Origin of the sequence: Nonomuraea jabiensis, assembly GCF_014204795.1 — a bacterium.
In the GTDB taxonomy this organism is placed as follows: Bacteria; Actinomycetota; Actinomycetes; order Streptosporangiales; family Streptosporangiaceae; genus Nonomuraea; species Nonomuraea jabiensis.
Genome location: NZ_JACHMB010000001.1, coordinates 1 through 26,237 on the forward strand (window position 1 = coordinate 1; position 26,237 = coordinate 26,237).

Sequence of the window (26,237 nt, forward strand, 5' to 3'; positions counted from 1 at the left end):
CCGACGCACAAGGCGTCGAACCCCCTCAAAGATTGTCCGGCGGCGACCTACTCTCCCACACCCTCCCGAGTGCAGTACCATCGGCGCAGAGAAGCTTAACTTCCGGGTTCGGAATGTAACCGGGTGTTTCCTTCCCGCCATAACCGCCGTAACCCTACGAAACAGCCGCTTGCTGTCTCAGAATCACATAATGGACGCGAGCAACAACTTAGAAAAGTCTGCTTTGTGGTCAAGTCCTCGGCCTATTAGTACCGGTCAGCTCCACACGTTACCGCGCTTCCACCTCCGGCCTATCAACCCGGTCGTCTACCGGGAGCCTTACCCCCTCACAGGGTGGGAGACCTCATCTCAAGGCAAGCTTCCCGCTTAGATGCTTTCAGCGGTTATCCCTCCCGAACGTAGCCAACCAGCCGTGCACCTGGCGGTACAACTGGCACACCAGAGGTTCGTCCGTCCCGGTCCTCTCGTACTAGGGACAGCCCCTTTCAAGTCTCCTGCGCGCGCAGCGGATAGGGACCGAACTGTCTCGCGACGTTCTAAACCCAGCTCGCGTACCGCTTTAATGGGCGAACAGCCCAACCCTTGGGACCTACTCCAGCCCCAGGATGCGACGAGCCGACATCGAGGTGCCAAACCATCCCGTCGATATGGACTCTTGGGGAAGATCAGCCTGTTATCCCCGGGGTACCTTTTAGCCGTTGAGCGACACCGCTTCCACACGCCGATGCCGGATCACTAGTCCCAGCTTTCGCTCCTGCTCGACCCGTCAGTCTCACAGTCAAGCTCCCTTGTGCACTTACACTCAACACCTGATTGCCAACCAGGCTGAGGGAACCTTTGGGCGCCTCCGTTACCCTTTGGGAGGCAACCGCCCCAGTTAAACTACCCACCAGACACTGTCCCCGATCCGGATCACGGACCAGAGTTAGACATCCAAAACGACCAGAGTGGTATTTCACCAATGACTCCACCCGAACTAGCGTCCGAGCTTCCCAGTCTCCCACCTATCCTACACAAGCCGTTCCAAACACCAATGTCAAGCTGTAGTGAAGGTCCCGGGGTCTTTCCGTCCTGCTGCGCGAAACGAGCATCTTTACTCGTACTGCAATTTCACCGGGTCTGCGGTTGAGACAGCGGGGAAGTCGTTACGCCATTCGTGCAGGTCGGAACTTACCCGACAAGGAATTTCGCTACCTTAGGATGGTTATAGTTACCACCGCCGTTTACCGGCGCTTAAGTTCTCACCTTCGCCAGCCGAAGCTGACTAAGCGGTCCCCTTAACGTTCCGGCACCGGGCAGGCGTCAGTCCGTATACATCGTCTTACGACTTCGCACGGACCTGTGTTTTTAGTAAACAGTCGCTTCCCCCTGGCCACTGCGACCCCCACCAGCTCCGAGTGCAAAACCCATCACCAGCAGAGGTCCCCCTTCTCCCGAAGTTACGGGGGCAATTTGCCGAGTTCCTTAACCACAGTTCACCCGATCGCCTTAGTATTCTCTACCTGACCACCTGAGTCGGTTTAGGGTACGGGCCGCCACAACACTCGCTAGAGGCTTTTCTCGGCAGCATAGGATCATCCACTTCACCACAATCGGCTCGGCATCACATCTCAGGATATATGCGAGGCGGATTTGCCTACCTCACTCCCTACATGCTTACCCCAGGACAACCATCGCCTGGGCTGGACTACCTTCCTGCGTCACCCCATCGCTTACCTACTACCCGATCGGATCGAGCGTTCACTCTGACCCCAAGCCCGAAGGCCCGAGCGAGCTAAGGACTCTTAGCATCACGAGGTTCGATATGGGCGCGTTGAAGCGGGTACGGGAATATCAACCCGTTGTCCATCGACTACGCCTGTCGGCCTCGCCTTAGGTCCCGACTTACCCTGGGCGGATTAGCCTGCCCCAGGAACCCTTGGTCATCCGGCGCGAGGGTTTCTCACCCTCGATTCGCTACTCATGCCTGCATTCTCACTCGCACAGCCTCCACAACTAGATCACTCTGCTGCTTCACCGGCTGCACGACGCTCCCCTACCCACCAACAACACTTGGCTGTCAGTGCCACGACTTCGGCGGTGTACTTGAGCCCCGCTACATTGTCGGCGCAGAATCACTTGACCAGTGAGCTATTACGCACTCTTTCAAGGGTGGCTGCTTCTAAGCCAACCTCCTGGTTGTCTCTGCGACTCCACATCCTTTCCCACTTAGCACACGCTTAGGGGCCTTAGTCGGTGATCTGGGCTGTTTCCCTCTCGACTACGAACCTTATCGCCCGCAGTCTCACTGCCACGCTCTCACTTACCGGCATTCGGAGTTTGGCTGACGTCAGTAACCTTGTCGGGCCCATCGGCCATCCAGTGCTCTACCTCCGGCAAGAAACACGCGACGCTGCACCTAAATGCATTTCGGGGAGAACCAGCTATCACGGAGTTTGATTGGCCTTTCACCCCTACACACAGATCATCCCCCAGGTTTTCAACCCTGGTGGGTTCGGTCCTCCACCCAGTCTTACCTGAGCTTCAACCTGCCCATGCGTAGATCACTCCGCTTCGGGTCTACAGCATGCGACTCAACGCCCTATTCAGACTCGCTTTCGCTACGGCTCCCCCACACGGGTTAACCTCGCCACACACCATAACTCGCAGGCTCATTCTTCAAAAGGCACGCAGTCACATCACACAGAAGCAAGCTTCTGTAAGCTCCTACGGCTTGTAGGCACACGGTTTCAGGTACTATTTCACGACCCCTCACCGGGGCACTTTTCACCTTTCCCTCACGGTACTCGTGCACTATCGGTCACCAGGGAGTATTTAGGCTTACCAGGTGGTCCTGGCAGATTCACACAGGATTTCTCGAGCCCCGTGCTACTTGGGATCCCCTCAAGGAGTCCATCCGATTTCGTCTACCCGGCTCTCACGGTCTACGGCGCCCCTTCCCAGAGGCTTCAACTATCAGAAGGATTTATCACTCCTCGAAGCAGCGGCAGCCACTCCAAGAGGGTCCCACGACCCCGGACATGCAACGCCTGCCGGCTATCACACACGCCCGGTTTAGCCTCATCCGCTTTCGCTCACCACTACTCACGGAATCACTCTTGTTTTCTCTTCCTACGGGTACTGAGATGTTTCACTTCCCCGCGTTACCACCAACCGCCCTATACATTCAGGCGGAGGCAACACCACATGACTGGTGCTAGGTTTCCCCATTCGGACATCCCCGGATCAACGTCTGGTTGGCGACTCCCCGAGGCTTAACGCAGCCTCCCACGTCCTTCATCGGCTCCTGATGCCAAGGCATCCACCGTGTGCCCTAAAAAACTTGGCCACAAAGATGCTCGCGTCCACTATGCAAATCTCAAACAACAAACAGCAACCGCATCCAAGCCCGGGAAACCCCGAACCCTTCAGCGGCCCTGTACTCCAGAAGAACCGAACAACATGCCCGTTTCCTCAGGACCCAACAGTGTGTCCAACCAGCCCCAGCTCCCTCACGGCCGTTCCCACTCCCTCCGAGGAGGGAGGTACTAACCCGCAGACAACCGAGCCTGGTTGAGTAGCCAGTGCTCCACTAGTGAGCTGTCACCCCACCACACACTCGGTGGTGACGGGTGAAGATGCTCCTTAGAAAGGAGGTGATCCAGCCGCACCTTCCGGTACGGCTACCTTGTTACGACTTCGTCCCAATCGCCAGCCCCACCTTCGACCGCTCCCCCCACAAGTGGTTGGGCCACGGGCTTCGGGTGTTGCCGACTTTCGTGACGTGACGGGCGGTGTGTACAAGGCCCGGGAACGTATTCACCGCAGCATTGCTGATCTGCGATTACTAGCGACTCCGACTTCATGGGGTCGAGTTGCAGACCCCAATCCGAACTGAGACCGGCTTTTAGGGATTCGCTCCACCTCACGGTATCGCAACCCTCTGTACCGGCCATTGTAGCATGTTTGCAGCCCAAGACATAAGGGGCATGATGACTTGACGTCATCCCCACCTTCCTCCGAGTTGACCCCGGCAGTCCCCCATGAGTCCCCACCACCCCGAAGGGCGTGCTGGCAACATGGAGCAAGGGTTGCGCTCGTTGCGGGACTTAACCCAACATCTCACGACACGAGCTGACGACAGCCATGCACCACCTGTCACCCAGTCCGAAGAGGCGCCTGTCTCCAGGCGTTTCCGGGTGATGTCAAACCTTGGTAAGGTTCTTCGCGTTGCGTCGAATTAAGCAACATGCTCCGCCGCTTGTGCGGGCCCCCGTCAATTCCTTTGAGTTTTAGCCTTGCGGCCGTACTCCCCAGGCGGGGCGCTTAATGCGTTAGCTCCGGCACGGAGATCGTGGAAGATCCCCACACCTAGCGCCCAACGTTTACAGCGTGGACTACCAGGGTATCTAATCCTGTTCGCTCCCCACGCTTTCGCTCCTCAGCGTCAGGTAAGGCCCAGCAAGCCGCCTTCGCCACCGGTGTTCCTCCTGATATCTGCGCATTTCACCGCTACACCAGGAATTCCACTTGCCCCTACCTACCTCTAGCCGGCCCGTATCCACCGCAGACCCGCAGTTAAGCTGCGGGCTTTCACGGCAGACGCGACCAGCCACCTACGAGCTCTTTACGCCCAATAATTCCGGACAACGCTTGCGCCCTACGTATTACCGCGGCTGCTGGCACGTAGTTAGCCGGCGCTTCTTCTGCAGGTACACGTCAACTTCGTCCCTGCTGAAAGAGGTTTACAACCCGAAGGCCGTCATCCCCCACGCGGCGTCGCTGCGTCAGGCTTCCGCCCATTGCGCAATATTCCCCACTGCTGCCTCCCGTAGGAGTCTGGGCCGTGTCTCAGTCCCAGTGTGGCCGGTCGCCCTCTCAGGCCGGCTACCCGTCGTCGCCTTGGTAGGCCACTACCCCACCAACAAGCTGATAGGCCGCGAGCCCATCCCCAACCGAAAAAACTTTCCACCACCACCCGATGCCGGGGGCGGTCGTATCCGGTATTAGACCCAGTTTCCCGGGCTTATCCCAGAGTCAGGGGCAGGTTGCTCACGTGTTACTCACCCGTTCGCCGCTCGAGTACCCCGAAGGGCCTTTCCGCTCGACTTGCATGTGTTAAGCACGCCGCCAGCGTTCGTCCTGAGCCAGGATCAAACTCTCCAAACAATGTCTCTTCGTCTGGATTGTGAATCCAAGCAATTTCCGTCAATCATGACGGGGATATGCATGTAAATCATGCACTGGCTTTTAACACACTGTTGAGTTCTCAAGAAACGGACGCGATCATCCCCGCCAAGATCTTGGCTCAGACCCTAGCGCGGAGGCGCACATTTCATTTCCTTCATCTTACCAGATCCGGACGATCCTTGTCAAACCGCCCGATCCGGTAGATTCCGGACTTGCCTCTCTCCGAGGCAACCCTGCTAACTTACTCCAACTTTCGGCGCTTGTCCAACCGAGCGGCTGGAAACGCCCGAAAGCCGGGAGTTGATCAGAAGGGGTGGCAGGGCAACCGCCCTACGTTCAAACTCTAGCAGCCCCGACGGCGTCGAAGGTCCATCTTCGGTAACGAATGGACCTTCCCCGCGTTCGTATGGTTCAAACCCCGAGCCCGGCAAGCTGTGCCTCGAGGCGCGCGATGTCCGCGGCGGCCTGCTCGGCACGGCTCCTGACCTTGGCGACCACGTCTTCCGGCGCCTTGGCCATGAACTGCTCGTTGCCCAGCTTGGCGGCCACCTGCGCGGCCTCCTTGCGGGCGGCCGCCAGGTCCTTCTCCAGGCGCTTGCGCTCGGCCACGACGTCGATGGCGCCCGCGGTGTCGATCTCCACGGTCACCCCGCCCACCGTGAAGCTCGCCGTGGCGCTGAACGACTCCGCCGGCTCCGTGAGCCGCAGCAGCGCCCGGATCGCGCTCTCCTGGCCGGCCAGCACGGTGTCCGACAGCCCGAGCCGGGCGGCCACCTTCTGGCCCGGCTTGAGCCCCTGGTCCGAGCGGAACCTGCGGACCTCCGTCACCAGCTCCTGCAGTGCCCCGATCTCCGCCTCGGCCGAGGCGTCGGTGTAGCGGGTGTCGACCTCCGGCCACGGGGCCGTCACGATCGACTCGCCGCCCGTGACGGCCCGCCAGAGCTCCTCGGTCACGAACGGCACGAGCGGATGCATCAGCCGCAGCAACGCGTCGAGCACGTGGCCGAGCACCAGCCGGGTGTGTTCGAGCCCCTCACCGAGCTGGATCTTGGCCAGCTCCAGGTACCAGTCGCAGACCTCGTCCCACGCGAAGTGGTAGAGCAGGTCGGACGCCTTGGCGAACTCGTAGTCCTCGAAGGCCGCGTCGGCGGCCGCCACCACGGACTGCAGGCGCGACAGGATCCACCGGTCGGCCGCCGTCAGCTCGGCCCCTTCCAGCGATCCCACGGCCGCGCCGTTCATCAGGGCGAACCTGGTGGCGTTCCAGATCTTGTTGCAGAAGTTACGGGACCCGGCCGCCCATTCCTCGCTCACCGCGACGTCGGCGCCGGGGTTGGCGCCGCGCAGCAGGGTGAAGCGGGTGGCGTCGGCGCCGAAGCGTTCGATCCAGTCGAGCGGGTCGACCACGTTGCCGAACGACTTGGACATCTTCTTGCCGTACTGGTCGCGGACCATGCCGTGCAGCGCGACCACGCGGAACGGCGGCTCGCCGTCCATGGCGTAGAGCCCGAACATCATCATCCTGGCCACCCAGAAGAACAGGATGTCGTATCCGGTGACCAGCACGGAAGTCGGGTAGAAGCGCTGCAGCTCGGGCGTCGTGTCCGGCCAGCCGAGCGTCGAGAACGGCCACAGCGCCGAGGAGAACCACGTGTCCAGAACGTCGGAGTCCTGCGTGTAGCCGGCGGGCGGCTCCTCGTCGGGGCCCACGCACACGACCTCGCCGTCCGGCCCGTACCAGACCGGGATGCGGTGCCCCCACCACAGCTGCCGGGAGATGCACCAGTCGTGCATGTCGTCGACCCAGTCGAAGTAGCGCTTGGCCAGCTCCGGCGGGTGGATGCGGGTGCGGCCGTCGCGGACGGCGTCGCCCGCCTCCTTGGCCAGCGGCCCGACGTTGACGAACCACTGCAGCGACAGCCTGGGCTCGACCACGGTCTTGCAGCGCGAGCAGTGGCCGACCGAGTGGAGGTAGGGGCGCTTCTCGGCGACGATGCGGCCCTCGGCGCGCAGCGCGGCCACGACGGCGGGCCTGGCCTCGAAGCGGTCGAGCCCCTGGAAGGGCCCGTGCGCGGTGATGACGCCGCGCTCGTCCATGACGGTGATCGACGGCAGGGAATGACGCCGTCCGATCTCGAAGTCGTTGGGGTCGTGGGCGGGGGTCACCTTGACCGCGCCGGTGCCGAAGGCAGGGTCGACGTGCTCGTCGGCGACCACGGGGATCATGCGCCCGGTGAGCGGCAGCTCCACCATCGTGCCGACCAGGTGCGCGTACCGCTCGTCAGAGGGGTGGACGGCCACGGCGGTGTCGCCGAGCATCGTCTCGGCGCGCGTGGTGGCCACCACGATCTCGTCGGAGTAGCGGATCGAGACCAGCTCGCCCTCGTCCTCGCTGTGCTCCACCTCGATGTCGGACAGCGCGGTCAGGCAGCGCGGGCACCAGTTGATGATCCGCTCGGCGCGGTAGATCAGCCCGTCGTCGAACAGCTTCTTGAAGATCGTCTGCACGGCCCGCGAGAGCCCGGTGTCCATCGTGAACCGCTCGCGCGTCCAGTCGACGCCGTCGCCCAGCTTGCGCATCTGGCCGAGGATCCGGCCGCCGGACTCCTCCTTCCACTCCCAGACCCGCTCGACGAACGCCTCGCGGCCGAGGTCGTGGCGCGACTTGCCCTGCTTGGCCAGCTCGCGCTCGACGACGTTCTGGGTGGCGATGCCGGCGTGGTCCATGCCCGGCAGCCAGAGGGTCTCGCGCCCCTGCATGCGGGCGCGCCGCGTCAGCGCGTCCTGGATGGAGTGGTCGAGCGCGTGGCCGATGTGCAGGACGCCCGTCACGTTGGGCGGGGGCAGGACGATGCTGTACGGCACGCGCGAGCTGCCCGGGTCGGCGGTGAAGTACCCCTGGGATACCCAGCGCTCGTAGCTCCGGGTCTCGACGTCGGCCGGGGTGTACTGGGTGGGCAGCTCTGGCGTTGTCACGGTGACCAATTCTAGGGAGGTGGGAAAGCAAAACGCCCCAGGGATCGACTCCGCCGGGGCGCTTGCCGTGGGTTTATGGGATCAGGCCGACTTTTCCCGCGGCGTGCGCTGCTGCTTGGCGGCAAGCTGGTCGCGGGGTACGAGCGTCGGGATGGCGTGTTCGAGCACGGACTCGCGGGTGATGACGACGCGGGCCACGTCTTGGCGCGACGGCACCTCGTACATCACCGACTGGAGCACTTCCTCCAGGATCGCGCGCAGCCCGCGGGCGCCGGTGCCGCGCAGGATGGCCTGGTCGGCGATGGCCTCGAGGGCGCCGTCGGTGAACTCCAGCTCCACCCCGTCGAGCTCGAGCAGCTTGCGGTACTGCTTGACCAGCGCGTTGCGCGGCTCGGTGAGGATCTGGATGAGCGCCTCGCGGTCGAGGTTGTGGACCGAGGTGATGACCGGCAGACGCCCGACGAACTCGGGGATCATGCCGAACTTCAGCAGGTCCTCGGGCATCACGTCGCCGAAGATGTCGGCCGTGTCGACTTCTTCCTTCGATCGGATGATCGCGTTGAAGCCGATGCCCTTCTTGCCGATGCGCGATTCGATGATCTTTTCCAGACCGGCGAACGCGCCGCCACAGATGAACAGCACGTTGGTGGTGTCGATCTGGATGAACTCCTGGTGCGGGTGCTTGCGGCCGCCCTGCGGGGGCACGCTCGCCGTGGTGCCCTCCAGGATCTTCAGCAGCGCCTGCTGCACGCCCTCACCGGAGACGTCGCGCGTGATCGACGGGTTTTCGCTCTTACGAGCGATCTTGTCGACCTCGTCGATGTAGATGATGCCGGTCTCGGCCTTCTTGACGTCGTAGTCGGCGGCCTGGATGAGCTTGAGGAGGATGTTCTCCACATCCTCGCCGACGTATCCCGCCTCGGTCAGCGCGGTGGCGTCGGCGATGGCGAACGGCACGTTGAGCATCTTCGCCAGGGTCTGCGCCAGCAGCGTCTTGCCCGAACCGGTCGGCCCGAGCAGCAGGATGTTGCTCTTGGCCAGCTCGAGGCCGTCGTCTCTGCCCCGGTCTCCCGACTGCACCCGCTTGTAGTGGTTGTAGACCGCCACCGAGAGGGCCTTCTTCGCCTTGTCCTGACCGATGACGTAGGCGTCGAGGAACTCGTAGATCTCCCTCGGCTTGGGCAGGTTGTCCCACTTGAGCTCGGAGGACTCCGAGAGCTCCTCCTCGATGATCTCGTTGCAGAGATCGATGCACTCATCACAGATGTAGACGCCTGGACCGGCAATGAGCTTCTTGACTTGCTTCTGACTCTTTCCACAGAAAGAGCACTTCAGCAGGTCTCCCCCGTCGCCGATGCGTGCCACCCCAGATACTCCTTTGCGTGGGACCGCCCTGCTCCTGCGAGAGCAGTGTCTCCGGACATCCTCCGGACTTGGCCGAACCGCTCAGGTTTCGACGTTACCGTCTTCTGGGCCCTCAGTGAGCCCCCTAGCGGCGAGTCGCACCGGAACGTGCCCTATTGGGCAGCGCTCCGGTGCGTCACGTCTCGTCTAGGAAGCCACGGCCTGAGCGCGCTTCTTCCTGGACGGGATGATGTCATCGATCAGACCATACGCCTTTGCCTCGTCCGCGTTGAGAATTTTGTCGCGTTCGATGTCCTTGCGGACTTGGGCGGTGGTCTTCCCGGAGTGCCTTGCCACGATGTCCTCGAGGAGGTTTCGCATGCGAAGGATCTCGCGGGCCTGGATCTCGATGTCACTGCCCTGGCCGCCACCCTCGGTGGACGGCTGGTGGATCAGCACCCGGGCGTTGGGCAGCGCGAAACGCTTGCCCGGGGTGCCGCCGGCCAGCAGCACGGCCGCGGCCGAGGCTGCCTGGCCCAGGCAGACGGTCTGGATCTCCGGCCGGACGAACTGCATCGTGTCGTAGATCGCCGTCATGGCGGTGAAGGAGCCACCCGGCGAGTTGATGTAGATGCTGATGTCACGGTCGGGGTCGAGCGATTCCAGCGTCAGCAGCTGGGCCATCACGTCGTTGGCCGACGCGTCGTCGATCTGCACTCCGAGGAAGATGATGCGGTCCTCGAAGAGCTTGTTGTACGGGTTCATCTCCTTCACGCCATATGACGTGCGCTCGACGAAGGAGGGGAGAACGTAGCGGCTCTGGATGTTCACTTCTCTGCTCCCCCTTAGGAGACCGGGCCCTGTGAGGGCACCTGCCGCGCGCTGCGGACCACGTGGTCGATGAAGCCGTAGTCCTTGGCTTCCTCGGCCGTGAACCAGCGGTCGCGGTCGGAATCGGCCTCGATCTGCTCCAGCGGCTGCCCGGTGTGGTGGGCGATCCGCTCGGCCAGCGTCTTCTTCACATAGAGCATCTGCTCGGCCTGGATGGCGATGTCGGCCGCGGTGCCGCCGATGCCTCCGGACGGCTGGTGCATCATGACCCGGGCGTGGGGCAGGCCATATCGCTTGCCCTTGGTGCCCGCGGTGAGCAGGAACTGCCCCATCGAGGCGGCCATGCCCATCACAACCGTGGAAACGTCGTTCGGTACGTATTCCATCATGTCGTAGATGGCCATGCCAGCGCTCACCGAGCCACCCGGCGAGTTGATGTAGAGCGTGATGTCACGGTCGGGATCGTCGGCCGCGAGCAGCAGGAGTTCGGCGCAGATGCGGTTGGCGATCTCGTCGTTGACCTCCTGCCCGAGCACGATGATGCGCTCCCGCAGCAGGCGCTGGTAAAGCTGGTCCTCAAGCCGGAAGGACGAGCCGTTCTCACGGCCTCGCGACTCAGGCTGATAGAAGGTCGGCGGGCTGGTCACAGCGTCACCTTCCGATGCGTCGTAATCGATTGGCTTTGCTTGTGACCTTAACGCGCGTCGCGCACAGCTCATGCCCGGTCCCCGTACTGTTCGCTGACGGCGCAGGTTCATCGCGCCCTCCCGCGGCGTGGCTCCCTGAGCTGCCGCGCGCGGCCTGCTGGGCGCTGGTCCGGCACCCTGAGCCCCGGCGGCGCCCTTCGGGTGCCCAGGAGCCTTCTGAGGGCCTTACACGGCCTGCATGCCTTTCTCCGGAAAGGCCGAAGCCCCCGGACCGGACGGTTCGGGGGCCTCGGAAAGAGCGGAACGGCGGTCAGGCCTCGGACTTCTCGCCGGCGGGCGCGTCCTCGGCGGCGGCCTCTTCCTCCACGACCTCCTGGCCGTTGATCTCGGCGTAGATCGCCTTGAGGTCCACCTCGTTGCCGTCGGTGTCGACGACCTTGGCGGCGTCGCCGAGCACCGACTTGGCCTTGTCACGCACGATCTCGACCATGGCCAGCGTGAGCTGGTCGTTGTCGGCGAGGTGCTTGGCCAGCTCGTTGGGCTGCACGCCCATCTCCATGGCGCGGCGCACGACGAAGTTGGTCAGCTCCTGCTCGGAGACGCCCAGCTCCTCGGCCTTGACGATCTTGTCGAGCACGAAGCCGACCTTGATCGCGCGGGCGGAGTTGGTCTCGAACTCGGCGAAGCGCTCCTCCTCCGTCGTCTGGTAGAGACGGAAGAAGGCGTCGCGGCTCAGGCCGCTCTCGGCCACCTGGTGGTCGAGGTTGTGCTTGCGGGCGTCGACCTCGGCCTTGAGCGCGCTGTCCGGCAGCGGGATGTCGATCTGCTCCAGCAGCGTGTCGAGCGCCTTCTCGCGGGCCTGCACGACCTGGTCGATCAGCTTGTTGCGGCGCGCCTGCTCGCGGATGCTGGCCTTGAGCTCGTCGAGCGTGTCGAACTCGCTGGCGAGCTGGGCGAACTCGTCGTCGAGCTCGGGCAGGACCTTCTCCTTGACCGACTTGACGTTGATGATCACGTCGGCTTCCTCGCCGGCGTTCTCGCCGCCGACCAGCTCGGTCTTGAAGCTCTTCTCCTCGCCCGCGGACATGCCCTCGAGCGCGGCGTCGAGGCCCTGGAGCACGGAGCCGGCGCCGACCTCGTAGGAGACCTCGCTGGCCTGCTGCTCCTCGATGTTCTTGCCGTCGATCTCGGCACGCAGGTCCATGACGACGAAGTCGCCGTTGGCGGCCGCGCGCTCGACGCCGGTCAGCGTCGCGAAACGCTGGCGCAGGGCGTCGAGCTGGGCGTCGACGTCCTCGTCGGAGATCTCGGCGGAGTCGACCGTGACCTCGAGCCCGTGGTAGTCGGGAACCTCGAAGTTGGGCCGGATGTCGACCTCGGCGGTGAACTCGATCTGCTCACCGTCTTCGATCTTCGTGACCTCGATGTCGGGCTGGGCGACCGGGAACACGTCGACCTCGTCGACGGCCTGGCCGTACAGCTTGGGCACCGCGTCGTTGAGGGTCTCCTCCAGCACTACCGCCCGGCCGAAGCGCTGCTCGATGATGCGGGCCGGAACCTTGCCAGGCCGGAACCCGGGGACGCGCACCTGCTGCGCGACCTTCTTGTACGCCGCATCCATGCTCGGGCGCAGCTCCTCGAACGGCACCTCGACAGTGAGCTTGACCCGGGTCGGGCTGAGCTCCTCGACAGCGGTCTTCACGGAATGGTCTCCTTGATCAAGCTACGAGTGATCGCGGGCGCGTCCATCGGTCACGGCACACGCGCCGCGCCCACATGAGCGGTGTTGGGCATGCTCCGCCGCGGCGGGATCCAACGCCGATGGCCAGTCTAGGGCAGATGCGTACCCAACAACGACGTCCGCGCCGTCACAAGTCGCCCGCGATCATCCGTAACCGTCCGTCAGAACTCGTCCGCGATCGTCCGCAACAGCTCGACCGTCTCGTCCGGAGTGGTGCTCACGGCGCAGAGCCGCTCCATCACCTCGGTGTATCGGTCCACGTCTTCACGTTTGTCGAGGTAAAGCGCGCTGGCCAGCTGCTCGACGTACACGACGTCGGGCAGATCGGTGTCGGGGAAGCGCAGGACGCTGAACGCCCCGCCTTCCGCGCTGTGCCCGCCGAAGCTGAACGGCATGATCTGAATCGTGATTTTGGGCTGGCGCATCAGGTCGATGAGGTGCTCGATCTGGGCCCGCATCACCTCGACGCCGCCTATGGGGCGCCGTAGGGCGGCCTCGTCGATCACGGCCCAGAACACTGGCCCGTCCGGCCTGTCGAACATCCGCTGGCGCTCCAGCCGGAGATCCACTCTTCTGGAGATCTCCTCGGCCCCGATTCCCGCCGATCCGGCGGTCACGACGGCCCTTGCGTACTCCTTGGTCTGCAGCAGTCCTGGCACGAACTGGACTTCGTAGGTCCTGATCCTGGCGGCGGCCTCTTCGAGGCCGACGTACGCCTGGAACCACGTGGGCAGGACATCGTTGAACCGGTGCCACCAACCAGGCTCGTTGGCGGTGGCGACCAGGTCGAGTACGGCGGAGCGGGCCTGCTTGTCGACGACCCCGTAGAGGGTCAGCAGGTCCGCCACGTCCCGCTCTTTGAACCCCACCCGGCCCAGCTCCATGCGGCTGATCTTGGATTCGGAGCCACGGATGAGGTGGCCCGCCTCCTCACGGGTGACGTTCTTCGCTTCCCTGAGCTTGCGCAGCTGGGAGCCCAGGAGGATGCGCAGCGCCGTCGGTCCGGAACCCGGCTGGTTCTGCGTCACTTTGCCTCCTATCAAGGTCCGCACACACAGTGACACCACATTGCCGGGTATGACAAGGTCTCAACCTCGTGTCCGATTAGCAGAGTTATGCCCCAAAACGCCGCTTGCTGCTGCACAATGCAAGTGCACGTGCATTTGGGTCTTGCAGGTGCAGCGATCGTGACCCATGATGGCTTAGTGCATATTGGGCCAAACATGCACTAAGTCGGGCTGAACGGGGAGGTATCGGCAGCATGGTGGAGGATCCTCTGGCCACTGCCGATGCGTTGCAAATCACCCGGGAAGTGGGCTTCGACCACCTCCTCATGGGCGGCAAGCCGTACACGACCTCGTGCCCGTTGCCCTTTCAGGCCGACTCCGTGAAGACGGCCAGGGACGTGACCCGCTCGACCCTCAAGGGCTGGGGCCTGCACGAACTCAGCGACGACGCCGCGCTGGTGGTGTCGGAGCTGGTGACCAACGCGGTGCGGTACGCGATGTACGCGGCCGGTCGGCGGGAGATCGAGCTCTTGCTGATGCGCGTACAGCCGCACGTGCTGCTGGCGGTGGCCGACCCCAGCGACGAGGTGCCGTGCCCCAAGGAGCCGGACTTCATCTCGGAGAACGGGCGCGGACTCTACATCGTCGAGACCTACAGCCAGTGCTGGGGCTGGGACCCTCTGGCCCGGGGCGGCAAGGCCGTGTGGGCGTTGTTCCGCACCGAGCCCTGATCGGTCCCGTTACTCGCCGGTCGCCCCGTCGATGCGCTCGCGCAGCAGGTCCGCGTGACCGTTGTGCCGCGCGTACTCCTCGATCATGTGGATGAGGATCCAGCGATGGGTGCATTCCTGCCCCCTGTGGTCGCCGACGGCGTCCAGCGGCCTGGCGTCCGAGATGGCGCGGGCGCGCTCGATCTCCTCCTCCCACGTGGCGAAGGCCTCTTTGACGGAGGCGGTGTCCACCTCCTTGAAGTCGGCGTCGTTGTCGCGGTCCTTGTCCCAGAGCTTGGGGAGGTCCTCGCCGTTGAGCACGCGGCGGAACCAGGAGCGTTCGACGTGCGCCATGTGCCGGACCAGGCCGAGCAGGGACAGGGACGAGGGTGCGGCGGAGCGCAGACGCAGCTGATCGTCCGACAGGCCCGCGCACTTGACGGCGAGGGTGCCGCGGTGCCATTCGAGCCAGTTGTTCAGCGTGGTCCGCTCATCGCCCGTGCGAGGGGGCGGGATCCGGGTGTCAGTCATGAGGTCCGACCTTATCCGGCCTTATCGGGCTCAGTACATCGAGATGTGGACGTGGTCGTAGTGGTTCTCGGTGATGCTGCCGCGGTCCGACATGGCCCGCCAGCCCGAGCCCATGTTGATGCGCTGCTTCCAGATCACGTACTTGACGCCGAGCTTGCCCTTGTTCTTGAGCGCCCAGTCGGCGATGCGGTCGCCCAGGGCGTTGTTGATGGCCGCGGGCATCGTGCCGCCGGTGCTCATCATGAAGTCACAGGCCCGCCCCAGCGGGTGCTCGCCGTCGGAGCCCGAGCGGAAGCAGCCCACCGTGTACGGCAGCTTGAAGTTCTTGGCCAGCTCCGTCTTCATCAGCCGGGTGCGGGCCGTGATGTTGTCCGAGCCCGTGGGCAGCTCGGGCGCCCAGCTCCCGTCGGACTTGCGGCCGGGGCCGAGCGGCACGAGGTCCTGGAGCTTCTTCTTGATGTCGTCGATGATGTCCTCGGCCTCGGCGCGCTGCTCGGTCACCGCCTTGGCGTCCACGCCGATCCGGGTGGCCAGCGCGGCGGCCTCGTCGGAGGCCCTCTTCTTGTCGTCGCGGGCCTTGGCCACCCCCTGGACCAGGGCCTGCTGCTCGGCCGTCAGCTGCTCGAGCAGGGCGGCGGCGCCGCCGTTGCGGGCCATCAGGATGGAGGGCAGCGACGGGTCGTGGCTCTGGTAGCGCATCCTGGCGAGGTCGCCGATCCGCCGCTCGGCGGTGTCCAGCGTCTTCTCCGCGGCCGCCAGCCGCTCCTTGGCCGCCTTGGCGGCCTCCTGCGCCTTGGCCAGCTCGACGCGCTTGAGGTTGTACTTCTCGATGAGCTTGTCGATCTTGCTGTTGAGCTGCTTGAGCTGGGCGCGGAGCTCGGCCTCCGACGGCTTGGGGGCCGCCGAGGCCGCGGTCGCCGGCAGGAGGGCGACGGCGGCGGCGGTGACGAGGCCGATGGCAAGAGTCGCGGGGGACGGAGCCGCCACGTGGATGTTCCTCTCCCTCTGCCGGCCGGGTTAGCTGACGGGTTCGGGCTGGGAGCTGCGTGCCCTACCACCGAAGTGGATTCACCCCAGGTGCTCATGGGTCCCCGGCTCCCGGGCGACTCGCCCGGGATTAGGCGTGTGCCCGCTGTTACGGCCGGCACAAAAGGGATATTAGTGGTAGATCACGAGTCACGCGACCCCCATTAGAAATCTAATAGTGATCTACTTGTGATCGAAGCATCCGCGCGGCCTCCTCCGGCAGCACGTCGTTCACGAAGGCCCCCATCGCGGACTCCGACCCGGCGAGATACTTGAGCTTGCCCGGCGCCCGCCTGATGCTGAACAGCTCCAGGTGCAGGTAGCCCAGCTCGCGGTCCTGCCGCACGGGCGCCTGGTGCCAGGCCGAGATGTACGGCATCACCACGCCGAACAGGCCGTCGAAGGCCCGCAGCACCGAGGTGTAGAGGGGCGCGAACGCCGACCGCTCCTCCTCCGTCAGCGCGGCCAGATCGGGCACCTGCCGGTGCGGGTAGATGTGCACCTCGTACGGCCACCGCGCCGCGGCGGGCACGAACGCCGTCCACAACTCGTTGGCGGCCACCACGCGCGTCCCCGCGGCCCGCTCGGCGGCCAGCACGTCGGCGAACAGGTTGCCCTTGGAGTAGCGCCCGGCGGCGGCGAGCTGGAGCTTGGTCCTGGGCGTGACGTACGGGTAGGCGTAGATCTGGCCGTGCGGGTGGGCCAGCGTGATCCCGATCTCCTCGCCCCGGTTCTCGAAGCAGAACACCTGCTCCACGCCCTCGATCCCGGACAGTTCGGCCGTCCGGTCGGCCCACGCCTCCATGACCAGCTCCACCTGGTCGTTGGAGAGCCGGGAGAACGACGAGGAGTGCTCAGAGGTGAAGCAGACCACCTCACACCGCCCCACTCCCGGCCGGACCTCACTCAGGCCCCCCACATCCGCATAAGTCGCGAAATTTCCGGAGAAGGAGGGGAATCGGTTCTCGAACACCACCACGTCATAGTCGTACGCCGGGATCTCCGACGAGCGCGTGTCCGACGACGGGCACAGCGGGCACTCGTTCGCCGAGCCCGTCGGCTGGAACGTACGCGTCTGCCGGTGCCCCGCCACCGCGATCCACTCCTCGGTCAGCGGGTCGTAACGCAGCTCGGAGGCCACCGGCCTGGGGTCGAGCACCCGCCGGTCGATCGCGCTCCGGTCGGCGTCGTCGCGCCGATCGAAGTAGATCAGCTCACGGCCGTCGGCCAGGTGGGTGATGGTGCGCTTCACGAGCCCTCCGCGATGATCAGTTCTCCGGCCCGTTCGGCCAGCTCCATGCGTGCGTCCTCAGGCAGCCCCGCGTCGCTGATGACCACGTCGGCCTCGGTCAGCTCGGCGATGGTGCTGATGCCGACCGTGTTCCACTTCGTGTGGTCGGCGGGGATGACCAGCCGGCCGGCGGCCGTCACCAGCTCCCTGTCGGTCTCCGACTCCAGCAGGTTGGGGGTGGTGAACCCGGCCCGCACGCTCATCCCGTGCACGCCGAGGAACAGCGTGTCCACGTGCAGGCGGCGGATCGCGGCCACGGCCACCGGGCCCACCAGCGCGTCGGACGGCGTGCGCACGCCGCCGGTCAGCACGACCGTGCGATCGGCACGCGGGTTGCGGTGGAAGACCTCGGCGACGGGGATCGAATTGGTGATCACGGTCAGCTCGGGGACGGCGATCAGGTGGCGGGCCAGCGCCCACGTGGTGGTGCCCGCCGAGAGCGCCACGGCCGTGCCCGGCCGGACGAGACCGGCCGCGCGGCGCGCGATGGCCTCCTTCTCCTGCTGCTGGCGGGCCGACTTGGCGGTGAAGCCGGGCTCCTCGGTGGAGCCGGGGCCGAGGGCGGTGGCGCCGCCGTGCACCTTCTCCAGCAGCCCGCGCTCGGCCAGCACCTCGAGGTCCCGGCGGATGGTCATGTCGGATACGCCCAGCTCGCGGACCAGGTCCGCGACCCGGACGCCACCGTTGCTGCGCACGCGTTCGAGGATCGTCTGCTGACGCTGCTGTGCGAGCACGCCCGCTCCTTCCAACAGATTCCACCAAATTATGACACGGAATTGTTGGGGAATGTTAGTTCGCGTGCTGCGCTTGCGCTGGTCAGCACGGGCGGGGAGGCTCGTGGCATAGCCGAGCATTGGCCCGATCACCGGAGGCGAGCTTATGGCCAGGCGCTCACGCAAGGGCAAGGCACGCAAGAAGAAGAAGGCGAACCACGGCAAGCGCCCCACGGCGCGCTGACCGGGTGGCCGCCTCTCGCGGCGGCCACCCCGCCGTCATCCCGGCAGCTCGGTCAGGGCCTGCTCGATGCGGTCCTGCGGCAGCGTGTAGTCCTCCAGGTGCCCGGCCAGGTAGCGGTCGTACGCGCCCAGGTCGAAGTGGCCGTGGCCGCAGAGCGCGGTCAGGATCACTTTCTCCTCGCCGCTCTCCTTGCACCGCAGCGCCTCGGCGATCGTCTCCGCGAGCGCGTGCGTGGGCTCCGGGGCGGGCACGATGCCCTCGGTCCTGGCGAAGCGGACACCGGCCTCGAAACACTCGCTCTGGGCGCGGGTGACCGCCTCGAACAGGCCCAGCTCGTACATGTGCGACAGCAGCGGCGACATGCCGTGGTAGCGCAGGCCGCCCGCGTGGATCGGGTCGGGGACGAACGCGTGCCCCAGCGTGTGCATCTTGAGCAGCGGCGTGAGGCCCGCGGTGTCGCCGAAGTCGTAGGCGTACACGCCGCGCGTGAACGACGGGCAGGCGGCCGGCTCGACCGCCCTGAACACCGTCTCGATCCGCCCGGCCAGCTTCTCGCGCAGGAACGGGAAGGTGAGGCCGGCGAAGTTCGAGCCGCCGCCGGTGCAGCCGATGACCAGGTCCGGCATCTCGGGCAGCTGTTCCAGCGCCTCCTCGCCGATCACGGTCTGGTGCAGGAGCACGTGGTTGAGGACCGAGCCGAGCGCGTACCGGGCGTCGGGCGTGGCGGCGGCCACCTCGACGGCCTCGCTGATCGCGATGCCCAGGCTGCCGGGCGAGTCCGGGTCGTCCGCCAGCACCTTGCTGCCCGAGCCGGTGACGGGTGACGGGCTGGCGTGGACGACGGCGCCGTACACCTGCATGAGAGAGCGCCGGTACGGCTTCTGGTCGTACGAGGCGCGCACCATCCAGACCTGGCACTCGAGGTCGAACTGGGAGCAGGCGAACGCCAGGGCCGACCCCCACTGCCCGGCGCCCGTCTCGGTGGTCAGCAGCCGCACCCCTTCGCGGGCGTTGTAGTACGCCTGGGGCACGGCCGTGTTCGCCTTGTGCGACCCGGCGGGCGAGACCCCCTCGTACTTGTAGTAGATCCTGGCCGGCGTGCCGAGGGCCTTCTCGAGCCGGCGCGCCCGGATCAGCGGCGTCGGCCGCCAGAGCCGGTAGACGTCGAGCACCTCTTGCGGGATTGGGACGAACCGCTCACCGCTCACCTCCTGGCCGATCAGCTCCATCGGGAAGAGCGGAGCCAGGTCGTCGGGCCCCACGGGCTCGCGCGTGGCCGGGTGCAGCGGCGGCGGAGGCGGGGCGGGAAGGTCGGGAACGATGTTGTACCAGTGGCTGGGGATCATCGCCCCAGTCTGCGCCGCTCACGCGCCGCGTTCCAGCATCACGCGTCGCGCGTCATGACGGCGAGTCGGCGGGGATGATCGGCCCTGACCACGACATCGGCCTCCTGCTGGGGGCGCGCCTCACGCTCGTACCGCTCGTACGCGGGCAGCCGCCACCGCTCGTCCTCGGGGGTCCCGCGCTCCAGCGCGCCCGCCGACAGCCACACGTGCACGCTCACCTCGAACGCCAGCCCCCGTCCCAGCAGCAGCGTCCCGTCCACGATCAGCACCCCGCCCGGGGGCAGCTCCTCGTACCTCGCCCGGTACGCCCGATCGACGCGGCTGTCCCAGAGCCGCGGCAGCACCCGCCCCGAGCCGCCCTCGTCCAAGGGCTCCAGCACTTCCCTCCGGAGCGCCTTGGCGTCGAGCCAGTCCTCGTAGAAGGCGTCCGGATCGGTCCTGCCGTGCTCCAGCCTCAGGGACGCGGGCCGCAGGAAGTCGTCCGCCGACACGCGCAGCACGGGCCGCCCGCGCAGCCGGAGCGGGGCGACGAGCTCGTCGGCCAGCGTCCCTGGACGCGCCGCCGGAGCCCCGTCCACGGCCATCCGCACCCACCCCGGCCGTCCGGCGGCCAGCTCGGCCAGCTCCTCGACGAGGCCGTCACGGGAGATCGCTCGCGCGCGCATGCCTACGATCGCAGGCCCGCCACGAACCGGTCCATCTCCGCGGTCACGTCCCTGAGGATCTCGACCGATCGGACCGGGTCCTCGAAGGTCTCCAGGCCGTGATCGGCGCCGGGGATCTCCAGGTACGGGTGGCCCAGCCCACGCGCGACCTCCCCGTCCCAGAGCCGGTCGGCGCTCCCGCCCACCAGCAGCGTGGGCGCCCCGGTGCGGCGCAGCGCCTCGACCACGACCTCATGCCCGAGCAGCGGGGTGAGCCAGATCGCGGGCAGCCCCCGCTCGGCGGCCAGCGGCGCGGCGAACGTGCCGAGCGACTTGCCGACCAGGAGCAGGCGCTCGGCCCGCTCGCCGTCGACGGCCTGCCGGATCTGCTCCATGACCCAGCCGGCCAGCTCCCCCGCGTCCTGGGTGGCCGGTGACTGCCACCAGACCTCCCGCACGGACCAGCCGTGCCGCCTGAGAACCGCGCCGGCGAAGTGGAGGAGGGGACGGGCCGGCACGTAACCCCTTCCGGGAAGCAGCACGGCCACCCGATCAGGATCGCCGTCGTGCCGCGTCGCAGCTCCGAAGATCCTTTCTGGCACCATCCCCCAAGGATAGGCACAGACGCGAAAACCGGACCGGACACAACTTCCTGAAAGAAGCCGAAAGGCCAGGTCGCTTTCCTCGCTGACCTGGCCTTTCGCCACCTGGAGCGGACGACGGGAATCGAACCCGCGTAGCTAGTTTGGAAGACTAGGGCTCTACCATTGAGCTACGTCCGCGCGAACCGGTCGAACTCTGGTCTAGACTTCATCCGGTCGTTAGGGCGTAAGCGTACCGGAGTCCCGGAGCGCATGCGCAATCGGCGAGGCGGGGCGTGGCGCAGCTTGGCAGCGCGCTTGCTTTGGGAGCAAGAAGTCGCAGGTTCAAATCCTGTCGCCCCGACCAGGACGAAGGCCACTTCCATCACGGAGGTGGCCTTCGGCGTTTCAGGCCGGTCAGGGCATGCGGGCGATCAGCGATTTGGGGGCGATCTGGCGGTAGGCGTCTGCGACGATCTCCGCGACCTCCGCCCAGTCCACCTCCACGTCCAGGTAGACCCCCAGCCACCCCCGGTGCCCCACGTACGGCGGGCGGAAGAAGCGCTCCGGGTCCTCGGCCACCAGCTCCGCCTGGGCCCCCGGAGGCGCGGCGCACCAGAAGGCGAGCCGGTCGTCGTGATGGTGGTCGGCGAACATCACGAACGTCTTCTTCCCCCGGACGAACCAGGTCGGCTCCCCGTGGCTGGGCCGTTCGGTGACCTCCGGCAGCGCGAGGCAGAGGGCGCGCAGCCGCTCCAGGGCGTCCACGGCGGGGGCGTCAGCCGGTCAGCGTGAGCGGGTTGACCAGGTCGGCGTAGACCAGCAGGCCGGCCATGATCATCATGGCGAACGCGATCACGTACGTCAGCGGCAGCACCTTGGCGATGTCCACGTAGGCCGGCTCCGGCCGCCGCATGATCTTCGCGTACGCCCGCTTGATGCCCTCCCACAGCCCGCCGGCGATGTGGCCGCCGTCGAGCGGCAGCAGCGGGATGAGGTTGAACATGCCGATCGCCAGGTTGAACCCGGCCAGCAGGTTGACGAAGATGGCGATCTTGTTCGTGCTGGACAGGTCGGAGGCGAGGATCTCGCCGCCCAAGCGGCCCGCGCCGACCACGCCCACCGGGCCCTCGGGGTCGCGGGCCTCGCCCGAGAAGGCCGCGTGCCAGACGCCGACCATCTTCTGCGGCAGGTTGACGATCGAGCCCGCCACCCGGCCCATCAGCTCGCCCATGTAGCCGGGGACCTGGCCGATGCTCTGCTGCTGCATGACCTCCGTGGGCCGCACGCCGAGGTAGCCGACGTTCTTGTCGATCTTCTTCGGGTCCTGCAGGTTGGGCCGGTCCTGGGCGATGAGCGTGACGTTGAGGGTCATCGGCTTGCCGTCGCGGATGATGCCGAGCGCGGCCGGGCCGGCGCCGTGGGAGCGGATCAGGCGGGTGGCGTCATCCCAGGAGGCGATCTTCTGGCCGTCGAAGGAGACGATGCGGTCGCCGGCCTTCATGCCCGCCTGGGCGGCCGGGCTGGGCTTGTCGGTGGGCTTGCACGTGGTGCGGTGCTCCGAGATCGGGATCACGCACGTTTCGGTCGCGGGCGACACGATCGGGGCCAAGGTGGGCAGGCCTATGCCGACCAGCAGGATGCTGAAGAAGACGAACGCGAGCACGAAGTTCATCGCCGGGCCGCCGGACATGATGATGACCTTCTGCCACCACTTCTTCCGGTAGAAGACCCGGTCCTCGTCGCCGGGGCGCACCTCCTCCTGCGCGGCCTCGCGCGCGGAGTCGATGAGGCCCTGGAACGGCCCGGTCGAGGTGCTCCTGAGCTTGGTCGGGTCGTCACCGGGGCGCGGCGGCAGCATGCCGATCATGCGGATGTAGCCGCCGAAGGGGATCCACTTGAGGCCGTACTCGGTCTCGCCCTTCCGCCGCGACCAGGCCGTCGAGCCGAAGCCGACCATGTACTGGGTCACCTTGACGCCGAAGATCTTGGCAGGCACGAGATGCCCGATCTCGTGCAACGCGATGGAGAACATCAGCCCGAGGAGAAAGAGGATGATCCCCACGATGTAGAGCCAGTTCATCTATGCGCGCTCCGTAGCCGACGACAGGGGTGGACGAACCGTCCGACAGCCCCAGAGTAGTCGAACAACCCCCGCTCCACGGCTTGCGCGCCATTTAGAGAGCATTGACAGTGCGCTACCAAACAATCACTCTGGGTGACGATGAAGGGGGACGTCTTGATTCAGATCCTGATAGCCGAGCACCTGCCCTTGGTCCGCCGCGGACTGCTCGCCACCCTGGAGGCCGAGCCCGATCTGCGCGTCGTCGCCGCGGTCGGCTGTCCCGAGGAGGCGGTGCGGGCGGCGCTGGCGCACGGGCCCGACGTGGCGGTCGTCGACCTCGACCTGCCGGGGCTGCCGGTGGCCGCCCGGCTCGCCGAGCTGGCGCCGCGCTGCGGGGTGCTGATGCTGTCGGCCCGCCCCGACCCCGGGCAGGTGCGCAAGGCGCTGGCCGGGCCCGCCCTGGGGCTCATGAGCCTGTGCGTGGGGCCGGAGCGCCTGGCCGAGGGGGTGCGCCAGGTCGCGGAGGGCCACCGGGCCATCGAGGCGGAGCTGGCCGTGGCCGCGCTCCGATGCGCGACGAACCCGCTGACCCGGCGGGAGCTCGACGTGCTGCGGATCGCCGCGGGCGGCGCGCGTTCCACGGAGATCGCCGATCAGCTCTTCCTGTCGGTGGGCACTGTGCGTAACCATCTGTCGCGGATCATGTGCAAGACGGGCGCCCGCAACCGTCTCGACGCCGTACGCATCGCGAGCGACTCCGGGTGGATCTGAGACGGGTCCGGTGGAGCCGCGCCGCTCCCCCGGGCCCGAACCCCTAGAGGCTCTCAGCACGGCCAGGACGCTGCCAGTGAGCACCGTCACGACCGCCCCGTGTGAAACGTCACGGATCTAGGGCCGCCAGATCAGCACCAGCGCGCAGTCGTCGTTATGGCCCGAGGACATGGCGTTGACCAGGGCCTTGGCGCCGTCGCGGAATCCGGACGGCAGCAGCCGCTCCGCCTCCCCGAGCAGCCGGTCGAGCCCGGCGTCGATGTCGCGGCCCGGCTGCTCGATCAGCCCGTCGGTGTAGAGCAGCAGCGCGTCACCCTTGCGCAGGGTGCCGCTGTCGGGCTCGCAGTGCAGGTCGGGGACGACGCCGAGCACCACGCCCTTGGCCGTGGCCACCTGCCAGTTGCCGGTGCCCGCGTCGAACTTCACCACCGGCGGATGTCCGGCCGAGGTGATCGTGTAGTCGCCGGTGTCGAGGTCGAGGCGTACGTGCACCGCGGTCACGAAGCCCTCGTCGCCCCGCTGCCGGTGCAGGTAGGTGTTGCACGCGGGCAGGAAGTCCTCGACCGAGCCGAGCAGCCCGCCGAACGTGCCCGACAGCAGCAGCGCCCTGGTGCCCGCGTCGACCCCCTTGCCCGACACGTCGACCAGCGCGATCTCGACGGAGTTGCCGTCGCGCATGGAGACCAGGAAGTCACCGCCGAACGAGGACCCGCCCGCCTGCTTGAGCACGACCTTGCCGCCCCAGTCTTTCGGCAGCGCGGGCAGCTCGCCCTGGCTCTTGAGCCGGTCGCGCAACTCCAGCAGCATCGCGTCGCCGCGCAACCCCTGGACGCCCAGCTTGCCCCTGGTGCGCGCCATGAGCACGGCCAGCACCGTGGTGAACCCGATCGTCACCATGAGCCCCAGCCCGACGCCGCCCACGCCCAGGGTGATCGCGATGTAGCCGAGCGCGACCCCGACCCCCACCAGCAGCTTGACCAGGCTGCGCAGCCGGAGCTGGAGGCCACCGAGCAGAGTGATCAGGATGAGCAGCGACGGCGAGAAGAATTCGGTCGACACCTTCGCCGCCAGGACGCCGATGACGAGCGCGAGCGTGGTCAGCGCGACGAGGAGGTTGCGCTCGCGGGCCAGCGGGCCGCGCCGGAAGAACCGCACGGCAGCCACCAGGAACGGCACCCGCACCAAGACCGCGCGGACCCGTGGCGGGATCAGCGGCGCCGGACGGGTACTCATGATGCGCCTGACTGTATCGGTCTGACCCGTGTTTGGGCAGCCCACTTGACCAAGGCCTTGATCATTAAGCACGTATATTGGGTGGCCGTCCCCCTTTGCCCGCTCCTACCGTGGACAGATGACGTATCCGATCCGTCCGATTGACGAGTCCGAGTGGCCGGTCTACTTCCCTGTCCTCGAAGAAGCGTTCGGCTGGACTCCGCACCCCCAGCAACGGGAACGGTTCAAGGCGGAGACCGAGTTCGATCGCACGCTGGCGGCCTTTGACGGCGACGTCATCGTGGGCACCACCGCCGTCCTGAGCCTCACCATGACCGTCCCGGGCGGCCGGCTACCCGTCGCGGGCGTGACGAGCGTCAGCGTGCTCCCCTCGCACCGCCGCCGCGGCATCCTGTCCGCGCTGATGCGCAGGCAGCTCGCCGACATCCGCGAGCGCGGCGAGAGCGTGGCCGCGCTCTACGCCTCCGAGACGGTCATCTACGGCCGGTACGGGTACGGCAGGGCCTCGCACGAGCTGTCGTTCCACATCAACAAGGCCGGCTCGGCGTTCGTCAAGAACGCCCCCGCGGACCCCTCGCTCAGGATCAGGGTGGCCACGCCCGCCGACGTCCGCCCCGACCTGGAGCGGGTGTTCGCCTCCGTCGCGACCCGGCGCCCGGGCCGCTATGACCGTCAGCCGCACGCCTGGGACGCGGTGCTGGCCGACGAGGAGTTCGACCAGCGCGGCAACGGGCCGCTGCGCTCGGTGCTCGCCGAGGACGACGGCGGCGTGCGCGGCTACGCGCTGTTCCGGATCAAGGGGGGCTGGGAGGCCAACGGCCTCCCCGCGGGGGAGCTGAAGCTGCAGGAGCTGGAGGCGACCGATCCGGCGGCCTACGCCCTGCTCTGGCGCAACGTCCTCGACCGCGACCTCGTCGCCAAGATCGAGGCGGGCAGCAGGCCGGTGGACGACCCGCTGATCGCGCTGATCGCCGACCAGCGCCAGCTCCGCGCCGGCTGGGCGGACGACCTGTGGGTACGCGTGGTCGAGGTCGACAAGGCGCTGGCCGCGCGCGCCTACTCGGCGCCGGTGGACGTGGTGATCGAGGTCGAGGACGACGTGTGCCCGTGGAACGCCGGACGCTGGCGGCTGACCGCCGACCCGACGGGCGCGGAGTGCAAGCAGGTCGAGGACGAGCCGGACGTGACGCTGCCGGTGGCCGCGCTCGGCTCGGCGTACCTGGGCGACGGCCTGCTCGTGGAGTCGCTGGAGGCCGGCCTGCTGCGCGAGCACTCGAGCGGCTCGGTACGGGCGCTGGCCACCGCGATGTCGTGGAACCCGAAACCGTGGTGCGGCCTCGTCTTCTGACGAGGTTGGCGTAAGGTCG

20 protein-coding genes, 2 tRNA genes, 3 rRNA genes and 1 riboswitch are annotated in these 26,237 nt (G+C 66.6%); of the genes, 5 read left to right on the plus strand and 20 right to left on the minus strand.

The annotated features are described in order from the left end of the window. Positions 1-34: 34 nt before the first annotated feature. The 9 genes from rrf to HD596_RS00045 form a co-directional block, all read right to left on the minus strand. A 5S ribosomal RNA gene (rrf, locus tag HD596_RS00005) occupies positions 35-151 on the minus strand. A 74-nt stretch (positions 152-225) separates the two neighbouring features. Further along, positions 226-3,328: ribosomal RNA gene (locus tag HD596_RS00010) — 23S ribosomal RNA — on the minus strand. Between the two features lie 300 nt (positions 3,329-3,628). Further along, a 16S ribosomal RNA gene (locus tag HD596_RS00015) occupies positions 3,629-5,148 on the minus strand. The 16S, 23S and 5S rRNA genes sit together here, the layout of an rRNA operon. Before the next feature lie 432 nt (positions 5,149-5,580). Then, a complete protein-coding gene (locus HD596_RS00020; RefSeq protein ID WP_185067260.1) occupies positions 5,581-8,154 on the minus strand; it encodes a valine--tRNA ligase in 2,574 nt (857 codons plus the stop codon). Positions 8,155-8,226: 72 nt separating this feature from the next. Beyond that, positions 8,227-9,510 (minus strand): ATP-dependent Clp protease ATP-binding subunit ClpX, encoded by a 1,284-nt coding sequence (clpX, locus tag HD596_RS00025; protein WP_185067261.1) that lies wholly within the window; start codon positions 9,508-9,510, stop codon positions 8,227-8,229. 186 nt (positions 9,511-9,696) lie between these two features. Beyond that, a complete protein-coding gene (locus tag HD596_RS00030; protein WP_185067262.1) occupies positions 9,697-10,320 on the minus strand; it encodes an ATP-dependent Clp protease proteolytic subunit in 624 nt (207 codons plus the stop codon). Positions 10,321-10,334: 14 nt separating this feature from the next. Beyond that, entirely contained in the window at positions 10,335-10,967 is a 633-nt protein-coding gene (locus tag HD596_RS00035) for a ClpP family protease (protein WP_185078200.1), read from the minus strand. Between the two features lie 310 nt (positions 10,968-11,277). Further along, complete coding sequence (gene tig / locus HD596_RS00040; protein ID WP_185067263.1) at positions 11,278-12,669, minus strand: trigger factor; 1,392 nt, start codon at positions 12,667-12,669, stop codon at positions 11,278-11,280. 200 nt (positions 12,670-12,869) lie between these two features. Next, on the minus strand, positions 12,870-13,736 hold the full coding sequence (locus HD596_RS00045) for a Sco1979 family transcriptional regulator (protein WP_185067264.1): 867 nt from the start codon (positions 13,734-13,736) through the stop codon (positions 12,870-12,872). 233 nt (positions 13,737-13,969) lie between these two features. On the opposite strand from HD596_RS00045, the gene HD596_RS00050 reads away from it, so the two are divergent. Beyond that, a complete protein-coding gene (locus HD596_RS00050; protein WP_185067265.1) occupies positions 13,970-14,446 on the plus strand; it encodes an ATP-binding protein in 477 nt (158 codons plus the stop codon). A gap of 9 nt (positions 14,447-14,455) precedes the next feature. Here HD596_RS00050 and HD596_RS00055 read toward each other — a convergent pair whose 3' ends face one another. From HD596_RS00055 to HD596_RS00070, 4 genes are all read right to left on the minus strand, one after another. Beyond that, entirely contained in the window at positions 14,456-14,956 is a 501-nt protein-coding gene (locus tag HD596_RS00055; RefSeq protein ID WP_185067266.1) for a DinB family protein, read from the minus strand. 30 nt (positions 14,957-14,986) lie between these two features. Then, positions 14,987-15,943: a coiled-coil domain-containing protein gene (locus HD596_RS00060; RefSeq protein ID WP_185067267.1), complete on the minus strand. Its 957-nt coding sequence runs from the start codon at positions 15,941-15,943 to the stop codon at positions 14,987-14,989. Positions 15,944-15,948: 5 nt separating this feature from the next. Next, a riboswitch (cyclic di-AMP (ydaO/yuaA leader) is annotated at positions 15,949-16,090 on the minus strand. A 64-nt stretch (positions 16,091-16,154) separates the two neighbouring features. Further along, positions 16,155-17,234, minus strand: a complete 1,080-nt coding sequence (gene galT, locus HD596_RS00065; RefSeq protein ID WP_185067268.1) for a galactose-1-phosphate uridylyltransferase — start codon at positions 17,232-17,234, stop codon at positions 16,155-16,157. Then, entirely contained in the window at positions 17,231-18,007 is a 777-nt protein-coding gene (locus HD596_RS00070) for a DeoR/GlpR family DNA-binding transcription regulator (protein WP_185067269.1), read from the minus strand. The genes galT and HD596_RS00070 overlap by 4 nt, the downstream gene beginning before the upstream one ends. Positions 18,008-18,152: 145 nt before the next feature. Here HD596_RS00070 and HD596_RS65490 point away from each other — a divergent pair, with 145 nt between their 5' ends. Beyond that, a complete protein-coding gene (locus HD596_RS65490) occupies positions 18,153-18,230 on the plus strand; it encodes a 50S ribosomal protein bL37 (RefSeq protein WP_376776135.1) in 78 nt (25 codons plus the stop codon). Positions 18,231-18,265: 35 nt separating this feature from the next. Here the strand turns inward: HD596_RS65490 and HD596_RS00075 are convergent, their stop codons facing one another. The 4 genes from HD596_RS00075 to HD596_RS00090 form a co-directional block, all read right to left on the minus strand. Further along, the gene (locus HD596_RS00075) at positions 18,266-19,576 is read right to left on the minus strand and encodes a TrpB-like pyridoxal phosphate-dependent enzyme (protein WP_185067270.1); all 1,311 of its coding nucleotides are present in this window, start codon (positions 19,574-19,576) and stop codon (positions 18,266-18,268) included. Between the two features lie 38 nt (positions 19,577-19,614). Then, positions 19,615-20,241 carry a nucleoside/nucleotide kinase family protein gene (locus tag HD596_RS00080; RefSeq protein WP_185067271.1) on the minus strand — a complete coding sequence of 209 codons (627 nt, stop codon included), beginning with the start codon at positions 20,239-20,241 and terminating at the stop codon, positions 19,615-19,617. 2 nt (positions 20,242-20,243) lie between these two features. Further along, positions 20,244-20,825, minus strand: a complete 582-nt coding sequence (locus HD596_RS00085; RefSeq protein WP_185067272.1) for an alpha/beta fold hydrolase — start codon at positions 20,823-20,825, stop codon at positions 20,244-20,246. A gap of 103 nt (positions 20,826-20,928) precedes the next feature. Beyond that, a tRNA-Gly gene (locus tag HD596_RS00090) sits at positions 20,929-21,002 on the minus strand. Positions 21,003-21,091: 89 nt separating this feature from the next. Between HD596_RS00090 and HD596_RS00095 the strand changes: the two genes are divergently transcribed. Beyond that, a tRNA-Pro gene (locus HD596_RS00095) sits at positions 21,092-21,168 on the plus strand. 50 nt (positions 21,169-21,218) lie between these two features. Here the strand turns inward: HD596_RS00095 and HD596_RS00100 are convergent. Continuing rightward, a complete protein-coding gene (locus HD596_RS00100) occupies positions 21,219-21,569 on the minus strand; it encodes an MmcQ/YjbR family DNA-binding protein (protein WP_185067273.1) in 351 nt (116 codons plus the stop codon). Between the two features lie 10 nt (positions 21,570-21,579). Beyond that, positions 21,580-22,884, minus strand: a complete 1,305-nt coding sequence (locus HD596_RS00105; RefSeq protein ID WP_185067274.1) for a M50 family metallopeptidase — start codon at positions 22,882-22,884, stop codon at positions 21,580-21,582. A 156-nt stretch (positions 22,885-23,040) separates the two neighbouring features. Between HD596_RS00105 and HD596_RS00110 the strand changes: the two genes are divergently transcribed. Then, complete coding sequence (locus tag HD596_RS00110) at positions 23,041-23,637, plus strand: response regulator transcription factor (protein WP_185067275.1); 597 nt, start codon at positions 23,041-23,043, stop codon at positions 23,635-23,637. A 117-nt stretch (positions 23,638-23,754) separates the two neighbouring features. Here HD596_RS00110 and HD596_RS00115 read toward each other — a convergent pair whose 3' ends face one another. Further along, positions 23,755-24,870: a PP2C family protein-serine/threonine phosphatase gene (locus HD596_RS00115; protein ID WP_185067276.1), complete on the minus strand. Its 1,116-nt coding sequence runs from the start codon at positions 24,868-24,870 to the stop codon at positions 23,755-23,757. Positions 24,871-24,988: 118 nt separating this feature from the next. Here HD596_RS00115 and HD596_RS00120 point away from each other — a divergent pair, with 118 nt between their 5' ends. Beyond that, positions 24,989-26,218: a GNAT family N-acetyltransferase gene (locus HD596_RS00120; RefSeq protein ID WP_185067277.1), complete on the plus strand. Its 1,230-nt coding sequence runs from the start codon at positions 24,989-24,991 to the stop codon at positions 26,216-26,218. Positions 26,219-26,237 lie beyond the last annotated feature (19 nt).

What these genes read in the sequence shown, in the direction of transcription:
- HD596_RS00050 (WP_185067265.1), top strand. Translation starts at nt 13,970, where the DNA reads ATGGTGGAGGATCCTCTGGCCACTGCCGATGCGTTGCAAATCACCCGG.
- HD596_RS00055 (WP_185067266.1), bottom strand. Translation starts at nt 14,956, where the DNA reads ATGACTGACACCCGGATCCCGCCCCCTCGCACGGGCGATGAGCGGACC.
- HD596_RS65490 (WP_376776135.1), top strand. Translation starts at nt 18,153, where the DNA reads ATGGCCAGGCGCTCACGCAAGGGCAAGGCACGCAAGAAGAAGAAGGCG.
- HD596_RS00075 (WP_185067270.1), bottom strand. Translation starts at nt 19,576, where the DNA reads ATGATCCCCAGCCACTGGTACAACATCGTTCCCGACCTTCCCGCCCCG.
- HD596_RS00080 (WP_185067271.1), bottom strand. Translation starts at nt 20,241, where the DNA reads ATGCGCGCGCGAGCGATCTCCCGTGACGGCCTCGTCGAGGAGCTGGCC.
- HD596_RS00085 (WP_185067272.1), bottom strand. Translation starts at nt 20,825, where the DNA reads ATGGTGCCAGAAAGGATCTTCGGAGCTGCGACGCGGCACGACGGCGAT.
- HD596_RS00105 (WP_185067274.1), bottom strand. Translation starts at nt 22,884, where the DNA reads ATGAACTGGCTCTACATCGTGGGGATCATCCTCTTTCTCCTCGGGCTG.
- HD596_RS00115 (WP_185067276.1), bottom strand. Translation starts at nt 24,870, where the DNA reads ATGAGTACCCGTCCGGCGCCGCTGATCCCGCCACGGGTCCGCGCGGTC.
- HD596_RS00120 (WP_185067277.1), top strand. Translation starts at nt 24,989, where the DNA reads ATGACGTATCCGATCCGTCCGATTGACGAGTCCGAGTGGCCGGTCTAC.